This window comes from Chryseobacterium sp. RU33C (assembly GCF_900156015.1).
Taxonomy (GTDB): domain Bacteria; phylum Bacteroidota; class Bacteroidia; order Flavobacteriales; family Weeksellaceae; genus Chryseobacterium; species Chryseobacterium candidae.
In genome coordinates, this window is record NZ_FTMT01000031.1 from 36,663 (window position 1) to 43,491 (window position 6,829).

Sequence of the window (6,829 nt, forward strand, 5' to 3'; positions counted from 1 at the left end):
AACAATCAATAAAAATATGAAAAAGAAAATTATTTTTGTCTGTGCATTAGCTTTAAGTCTTAGCGGTTTACAGGCACAGCGCTGGGAACCAGTCTCGGAAAAAGTTACGCAGGTAAGAAAAGAAGTAAAAGTAGAATATGCCTACAAATTTGATCTTTCTGCACTAAGAAATCAATTAAAAAACGCTCCTGAAGCAGGAAAAGGAGGCAATGCTGTCATCGTTTCTATCCCTACAGCAGACGGAAGAATTGAAAGATTTTCAGTGTATAGTTCGCCAGTAGTAGAAAAATCTATGGCAGACAGATATGAATTGGGAGCATACGCCGGTATCGGGCTGGATAATCCACATAAGCAAATCCGCTTCAGTACAGCACCTAATGATTTCCAATCTATGACATTCGATACTGATTCAGGAAAATATGAATTCATAGAACCCATCAATAAAGAAAAGGATGTATATGGAGTCTTTTTTAAATCCAATAAATCTCATGAAGACCCTTTCGAATGCAGAACTGCTGAACCTGAGAAGGTAAAGAAAGAAATGAATAAGCTTCTCAAAACAAAAAATGTTTTGAAGGGGCTAGGTAACGTTAATAAAAGTAATGAACAAAAATACAGAACCTACAGAATTGCCATCTCGGTCAATGGTGAATATACACAGCTTGCCGGAAGTGTTCCTCTGGCAGCTGCCCGTATTAATGCTACAATGAACCGTGTAAACGGTGTTTTCGAAAAAGATTTCGGAATCCACATGATTGTACAGGATCTTCCGCAACTTATATTTACAGATCCAGCAACAGACCCTTATTCAAATGTAATTGCCAATGCAAATGGTACCTACAGTGCTCCAGGAGCATGGAATCTGCAGCTTCAGCAAACTCTTACCAATACTGCAGGTGTAGGTAACGCGGCATATGATATAGGACATTTCTTTGGCCACAGAGGGGGTGGCGGAAGTGCCGGAGATGTAGGAAATGTCTGCAGAAACCCGGCAAGCAACAATGATGCAACTTCCAAGGGAGCGGGAATCACTTCGCCTTCTACTCCGGATCAGCCTTTCGGAGATAATTATGACATTGATTTTGTAGCTCACGAAATTGGCCACCAGTTTGGTGCAGCACACACTATGTCTATCCTTTTACATGGTGCTCACATGGAGCCGGGATCAGGATCTTCAATTATGGGATATGCCGGTATTACCAACTATAATGTTCAGATGCATTCTGATGCATATTTTCATACCAAAAATATTGAAGAAGTAGGCGCATATGTTAATGCTCAGGACTGTGGAACTATTACCGCAGTAGCGAATACTCCTCCTTCGATACAGCCAATGGTCAATAAAATGATCCCTAAAGGAACAGCTTTCGTATTAACAGCTTCTGCAACCGATGCACAAAATGATCCGATGACTTATACCTGGGAACAATATGATCTGGCAACTTCTGCCTTTGGGCCAGTAAGTGCAACCAGAAATAATGGCGCGAATTTCAGATCTCTGATGCCTACAAACTCGCCTACCCGTTACTTCCCTAAATTCACAAATGTTCTTAATGGTACTCTTACGAGTGCTGCAGATTGGGAAACAGTATCCAATATACCTAGGACAATGAATTTCAAGGTAACGGTGAGAGATAATAACCCGGATGCTGCGCAACAACAGACACAGAGCAGCCTGATGAAAGTGGATATAGGAAATGAAGGACCTTTCAAAGTGACATCAACTACTGTTTACAATAATACACCGGGAGCTGTTACGTGGGATGTGGTAAACACCAATAATGCTCCGTATAATGTTCAGAACGTTAAAATAGATTATACTACAGACAACGGAACTACATGGACGGTTATTACTCCATCTACAGCGAATGACGGATCTGAGCCGTTTTCTTTCTCTTCTTTGGCAACAGGTGCCAGTGTAAAAATAAGAGTAAGTGCCATTGATAATCTATTCTATGCGGTTGGGAATGCTACCGTATCTGCATCTGCAAGTGCTTGCACAACGTCTGCTCCGACAGGTATTACAGTAACTGGTATTACAAGAACTTCGGCATCTGTAAACTGGAACGCATTAGTAGGAGCAACGTATTCTGTAATGTATAGAAAAGTAGGAACAGCAACATGGACTACAGTACCTGTTTCAACAAATGCTTATAACATTTCAGGGCTTACTGAAGCCACTCAATATGAAGTACAGGTAGCCAATGTTTGCAGTGCATCGGTTGGTTCTTATTCAGCATCAACAAATTTCACAACCTCTTCATTTGCTAAGTGTTCAATAACCGGAACAAATGCCGCTGATGAGTATATTTCCAATGTTACAGTAACTGGTGCCGGAATGAACCCTGTTTCAAACAGCAGCAGTAATACTCCTTACACAGACTATACTACAGATCCTTCGAAACTGATTACCCTTATGTCCGGATCTACAGGGAATAATGTAAGTATAACCAAAGGATGGACAGGTGCTCAGTATAATGACGGAGTAACAGCATGGATAGATTTTAACAAAGACGGAGTATTCTCTTCTTCTGAAGTCATCTACACCAGCGCAGCTAATACCATATCACCTGTTTCCGGAACATTCTCCGTACCGGCAGATGCTTATACCGGAGGAAACGTCATTATGAGAGTTGTATTGGGATATGAAAGCCAGCCAAGCAGCGGATGCAGTAACCAGCAATATGGTGAGGTTGAGGATTATCCGGTGCTGATCCAGCAGCAGCTTTCTACCAGTGAGACAGTGAAAGATAAGAACTCAATCCAGATCTACCCTAACCCGGCAAGCGATGTATTGAATGTCACTGAAATTTCATCTAAAGCTCAGTTTATCATTACGAATATGGCAGGTCAGAAAGTAATGAACGGACAGATTAATGATAATAAGATCTCTGTTTCAAAATTAACGACAGGAACTTATATTATTTCCATTGAAGATAAAGGAACGACTTCAAATCTGAAATTCATCAAAAAATAAAACCTAACTTTTTTACAGCCCGGCAATGACCGGGCTTTTTTTATGTCTTTTTTAAAATCTGTATTTAATTTTATTTCCGGCATGTGGCTATTAATTTAATTTTATACTTTTGAAAAGATTTAATAAAAGTTCAAATGAAAAAATTGTCATATACACTCTTATTTGCATCAGGGCTGGTTTTCGGACAGTTCTTTGAGAAGGGTAAGGTTTTCACCAAACAGGATACTTTAAAGGGCTCCAATACTGAATTCAGAAATTTCTGGGATGTCAAGAAATATGAACTTTCCGTAGAACCGGATTTTGAACAGAAAAGTATCAAAGGAAATAATAAAATCAGCTTTGAGATTATTAAAGAGGTTACCAATCCTGTTTTCCAGATTGATCTTCAGCAGCCCATGAAAGCTGATAAAGTAGAAGCAAGTTTTCCCATTTCCAATTATAAGCAGGATGGAGACTTTATTTTCATTACTACGAGTAAAAAATTCAAAAAAGGAGAAAAATATACGATTAACGTCATTTATTCCGGAAAGCCTACCATTGCTAAAAAAGCTCCCTGGGATGGCGGATGGGTTTTCACTAAAGATGAAAAAGGAAATCCCTGGATGACTGCTGCTGACGAAGGAATAGGAGCTTCCATATGGCTTCCTACGAAAGATATCTGGAGTGATGAACCTGATAACGGAATCATTATGAAAATTATAACTCCTAATGATCTGGTAGGTGTGGGTAATGGCAGACTCACTGACAAAAAAACGACTGGCAGTAAAACGACCTATACATGGGAGGTTAAAAATCCTATCAACGCTTACTCCATTATCCCGAGTATAGGAAAATATGTAAATTTCAAAGATACATTTGACGGTGAAAAAGGAAAACTGGACCTGGATTACTGGGTAATTGACTATAATCTGGACAAGGCAAAAAAACAGTTTCAACAGGTAAAACCTATGCTCTCAGCATTTGAATACTGGTTTGGTCCGTACCCATTTTATGAAGATTCATACAAACTGGTAGAGTCTCCTCACCTTGGTATGGAACATCAGAGTAATATAGCCTATGGAAACAAATATCAGAACGGCTATTTGGGCAGAGATCTTTCAGGTACAGGAGTGGGATTAAACTGGGATTTCATTATTATTCATGAAAGCGGCCACGAATGGTTCGCCAATAATATTACCGCAAAAGACCAGGCTGATATGTGGATCCATGAAAGTTTCACCAACTATTCCGAGACTCTTTTCACGGAAAAATATATGGACAAAAAATCTGCGGACATCTATGTTCAGGGGATCAGGCAAGGGATAGAAAATGATGTTCCTATTATTGGCAATTACGGCGTAAGAAATGAAGGCAGCGGAGACATGTATCCAAAAGGTGCCAACATGATTCATACCATAAGACAGATCATCCATAATGATGAAAAATTCAGACAGATTTTAAGAGGTTTGAATAAAGATTTTTATCATCAGACGGTTACCACACAACAGGTAGAAAATTATATCTCCTCAAAAGCAGGAATCGATTTTTCAACGGTCTTTGATCAGTACCTGAGAACAATAAAAATTCCAACTCTTGAGTATGCTCAGGATGGCAACACTTTAAAGTTCCGGTATACCGATGTGGTAAAAAAACTGAAACTTCCCATCATCATCAATGGCGATCAAACCATAAATCCAACGGAAGAATGGCAGACTGTAAAGCTTAAAAAGAGCACTCCGGTTGAGCTTGATCCCAACTATTATATTAATTATAAAAATATTAAATAAAGAGAAGGCAGATTTGCATACCAGCAGATTTGCCTTTCTCTTTTTTACCTTTAAAATTTTAAGAAAAGTTTAATACTTTCTTCGTAACAAATTCAGAAAAAAAGCAACTATTTAACTATTAATTTACACCTAATGAGAAAAACAGTACTTAGCCTTGGTATTTTTGCTGCTTTTTTAGCAAATGCTCAGTCTATAAAAACCACTATTGACCTTGTCAATGTAAAAGATGATAAAGTAGCCGTTACCATGGAATTTCCGAAAATGAAATCCGGAGATATTAAATTCCATTTTCCAAAAACAGTTCCGGGTACGTATTCTGTAGACGACTATGGAAGATTCATAGAAGGAATCAAATTTTACGATAATAAAGGAAAAGAACTTACTTATACTAAAGTAAATGATAACACCTATTCATTGAAAAATGCCCAGTCACTTTCTAAAATCTCCTATCTTGTGAATGACAGTTTCGATGATGAATTGGATACATCAAAGCATAAAGCCGTATTTTCTCCTTCAGGAACTGATATTGAAGAAGGAAAAGTATATATGATCAATACCCACGGATTTATCGGATATATCGAGAACATGCAGGATGTTCCTTATAAGCTTGTCGTTCAGAAACCAACTGATTTCTACGGAACTACAGCACTGGTAGATCAGGATAAATCCGAATCTACAGATACCTATACTCTTGCCAACTATGCGAAGGTAACAGATTCTCCGTTAATGTATACAAAGCCGGATTATATTACCTTCAACGCAGGAGGAATGGATCTTGTACTGGGTGTATATTCTCCGACAGGAAAATATAAAGCAGCAGATTTTAAAGACAATCTTGAAAAAATGGTGGTTGCCCAAAAGAAATTTCTTGGGGATATGAACACCAATAAGAAGTACGCCATCATGCTTTATCTTTCCGGTGGTGACGGGCCTAAAGTAAAAGGTTTCGGAGCACTGGAACACCACGAATCTACAAGTGTGGTGCTGCCTGAAGCAATGCCGAAAGATGCTATTGACAATACGATTACAGATGTGGTTTCCCACGAATTTTTCCATACAGTAAACCCTCTGAAAACCCACTCAGAAGAAATTCACTATTTCGATTATGCAGATCCGAAAATGTCTCAGCACTTATGGATGTACGAAGGGGGAACAGAATATTTTGCCAACTTATTCCAGATTCAGGAAGGTTTGATCAATAAAGATCAGTTCCTTGAAAGAATGGGTGAGAAGATCGCCAACTCCAAGAGCTATGATGATACGATGCCATTTACGGTAATGAGTAAAAATGTATTGGTAGAGCCTTATAAAGACCAGTACAGAAATGTATATGAGAAAGGAGCTCTTCTTGCGATGTGTCTTGATATTGAGCTCAGAAAATTGTCTAACGGAGAAATGGGATATCGTGATATGATCAGAAAGCTGTCTCAGAGATTTGGTGAAAACAAACCTTTCAAAGATGATAAACTGATTGACGAACTGGTAACGGTAACCGGATATCCTCAGGTAAAAGAATTCTACAACAAATATATTGCAGGAAACCAGCCTACACCTTATGCACAATACCTGAACATGGTAGGTGTGGATATTAAAAAGCAGGAAAGCCAGCCTCTGTTCTGGTTTATCAAAGATCCGAACCAGACAGGTTTTGATGAAAAGACCAATGCCTTTGCTTTTGATGAACATTCTGCATTATCTCCATTTGCAAAAAGTATCGGATTTAAAATCACAGATCAGGTACTTGCTTTAGATGGAAGAACAGTAGATATCAAAAAGGTACAGGATTTTATCGGATATACCAGAACCATCAAGGACGGACAGGAAGTTACGGTAACCATTCTAAGAGACAACGCCGGTAAAAAAGAGAAAATGACATTGAAAGGAAAAGCAATTCTGGATAAAATGACTATGGAAATACCTTCATACAAGACAAATCCAACTCCGGAAGAACTGAAACTACAGACACAGTGGCTTACTGGTAAAAAATAAAGGGTAGTGTTTCACTAACTGTGTAAGTTAAAAAGTTATTCTGGAAAATTTTGAGCCCTCATAGCTCAAAAAATTTTACGGAAATAACTTTTTATTA

The 6,829-nt window shown here is 38.5% G+C and carries 3 protein-coding genes; all 3 read left to right on the top strand.

Features of this window, described 5'->3' with window-relative positions; all coding sequences use genetic code 11:
• Positions 1-16 precede the first annotated feature (16 nt).
• The 3 genes from BW946_RS19685 to BW946_RS19695 all read left to right on the top strand — a co-directional run bounded on the left by BW946_RS19685 (position 17) and on the right by BW946_RS19695 (position 6,732).
• Positions 17-2,977 carry a reprolysin-like metallopeptidase gene (locus BW946_RS19685; RefSeq protein WP_076597793.1) on the top strand — a complete coding sequence of 987 codons (2,961 nt, stop codon included), beginning with the start codon at positions 17-19 and terminating at the stop codon, positions 2,975-2,977.
• A gap of 134 nt (positions 2,978-3,111) precedes the next feature.
• A complete protein-coding gene (locus BW946_RS19690; protein ID WP_076597794.1) occupies positions 3,112-4,743 on the top strand; it encodes a M1 family metallopeptidase in 1,632 nt (543 codons plus the stop codon).
• 132 nt (positions 4,744-4,875) lie between these two features.
• Positions 4,876-6,732: a M61 family metallopeptidase gene (locus BW946_RS19695; protein WP_076597795.1), complete on the top strand. Its 1,857-nt coding sequence runs from the start codon at positions 4,876-4,878 to the stop codon at positions 6,730-6,732.
• Positions 6,733-6,829: the final 97 nt, after the last annotated feature.